This window comes from Bradyrhizobium sp. (genome assembly GCF_049691595.1).
In the GTDB taxonomy this organism is placed as follows: Bacteria; Pseudomonadota; Alphaproteobacteria; order Rhizobiales; family Xanthobacteraceae; genus Bradyrhizobium.
Genome location: NZ_JBAVNZ010000080.1, coordinates 1 through 1691 on the forward strand (window position 1 = coordinate 1; position 1691 = coordinate 1691).

Annotated in this window: 4 protein-coding genes; 1 reads left to right on the plus strand and 3 read right to left on the minus strand. The window is 64.6% G+C overall.

Annotated features, from left to right (window positions below; genetic code table 11):
* From WCE35_RS03980 to WCE35_RS03990, 3 genes are all read right to left on the minus strand, one after another.
* Positions 1 to 245: hypothetical protein (locus WCE35_RS03980; protein WP_424592043.1), on the minus strand; the 245-nt coding region annotated here is incomplete at its 3' end.
* Between the two features lie 5 nt (positions 246 to 250).
* Complete coding sequence (locus WCE35_RS03985) at positions 251 to 850, minus strand: hypothetical protein (RefSeq protein WP_424592044.1); 600 nt, start codon at positions 848 to 850, stop codon at positions 251 to 253.
* Entirely contained in the window at positions 847 to 1182 is a 336-nt protein-coding gene (locus tag WCE35_RS03990) for a hypothetical protein (RefSeq protein ID WP_424592045.1), read from the minus strand. The genes WCE35_RS03985 and WCE35_RS03990 overlap by 4 nt, the downstream gene beginning before the upstream one ends.
* A gap of 266 nt (positions 1183 to 1448) precedes the next feature.
* Between WCE35_RS03990 and WCE35_RS03995 the strand changes: the two genes are divergently transcribed.
* Positions 1449 to 1691: hypothetical protein (locus WCE35_RS03995; RefSeq protein ID WP_424592046.1), on the plus strand; the 243-nt coding region annotated here is incomplete at its 3' end.

Below are 1691 nucleotides of genomic sequence, written 5' to 3' on the forward strand. Positions count from 1 at the left end.
ATCTTGATCGCGCTGCGCTGGATCGTGTACGCGATCTGCGTCAGCGCGGCGATGGCGGCGCCGCCGAGGGCGAGCCACATGCCGAGGCCCTTGGCGGCCGGCGGTAGGATTGTGGTGACTACTTCGAGCGCGCTCTGGATCGTGCCGAGCACGGCGACGATGCTGCTGATGATCACGACGATCTTGATCCCCTTGCCTTCGCTGGTGACGGGGCCTGGGGTGAGGGGGTTGCTGACGTCCGGCATTGTGGTTACCTCCCGGCTGCTTTCCGCAGGATCGCATCGTAGGCCTTGACGGCGAGCCTGCGGGCATCGCTGTCACGGTGGATGAACATCGAAGCCATCGGATGCCCGCGCGAGTTGTGTGACGGGCAGTGTCCTTGCGCCCAGGTAAGGATTACATCGTTCTCGATCTCGGAGAGCGGGCCGCAGACGCCGATGTAACCAGCAATAGCGTGCTCCACGTCGAGCACCTCGGGCGCGTCGGGCATGGCGGCCAAGAACTCTTCGGCGCGCCCGAGCACTTCGCCGCGTATTCTGTTGAGCGTCTTGAAGCCTTCACGGTGTGACGGATCGGTCCAAGTCGCGTAGAGCTTCCGCCAAGAGTCGCGCCGCCAGTTCTTGCAGAGCGCGCAGAGCGTCGAGAGATCCGCGGCGACTTCGACGGCGTCCCGCTCCTCGGTGAGCCGCACCGGTAGGAGCATCGTAGGCCCACGCCCATCCTCGACCGCATCCGATTCGAGCATGGTGGTGACACGCGCCGGCTGCTCTTCGGGTTCGAGCTTCTGCCCAGTGGTGGCGTCGCGCGCACCGTGCAGCACTTCGACGATGGGTGTGCTCGTTTGCTTCATCCGATCCTCTGCGGAGGTGGGTAGATCACGGCACCGCTGTCGGCGACGTGACTCTCGCGCGTCAACTCCGCGCGCACGTCGTCGAAGGCCGCAGTGAGCGCGAGCGCCACCCGATGGCGCGCCCGATGAAGCGCGGCCATGTAGGCCGCGGACGAGGCACGCCGCTCCGGCGACGTGCCGGCGGCCAGCGCCTCGCGCACCAGCAGGGTGAGGATCTGCTGACGCGACGCCATCGGGTAATGCACGTCGCACCAGGCAGCGAACGCCGTCACCTCGCCGAGGGTCAACGCCAGATGGCCAGCAATCCCCTTATCCGATCCTTTTTTTGGCATCGCTGCGCAGTCTAACCAACGTGCCACGAAGTGCAAGTCTCGACGTTGGGCTGAACAGACGCCGACGTGGGAAGAGAAGCACCGCAAGGTAGGCGTGGGGGAAAAAGGCCTCGTGGTCGAGCAGGAGGGTACCCCCCTCTCTATACCCCCTGAGATAACTAGGAAAGGGTCTAGAGAAATGGTAGGTTGTCCTCTAGGACCCCCACCCTAGTTATTTCTAGGGGTATAGAGAGGGGGGGTACCACTTTTCACCTTCGTGGGGAGCTATGAGCCGTCAACACTGCACCGACTACCCGTTGCGCACCTTCACCGAGTATCTTCTAGGCCGCGGGTACACCAACGCATCGAACGTTGCCTCGTGCCTACGGCGCGGCTTCCGGGCCATGGGAACCGCCACCCCCAGCGAAGCGGCGTTGATCGAGTACATGGGCCTGGCCGCCAGTCAGCCCGCGCAGCGGTACAACTTCCCCCGCGCTTGGAAGCTCTGGCGCCAGTTCGCCGGCAGCCGC

Excerpts from the sequence above, each read along its gene's own strand:
- WCE35_RS03985 (WP_424592044.1), bottom strand. The coding sequence starts at position 850 with ATGAAGCAAACGAGCACACCCATCGTCGAAGTGCTGCACGGTGCGCGC.
- WCE35_RS03990 (WP_424592045.1), bottom strand. The coding sequence starts at position 1,182 with ATGCCAAAAAAAGGATCGGATAAGGGGATTGCTGGCCATCTGGCGTTG.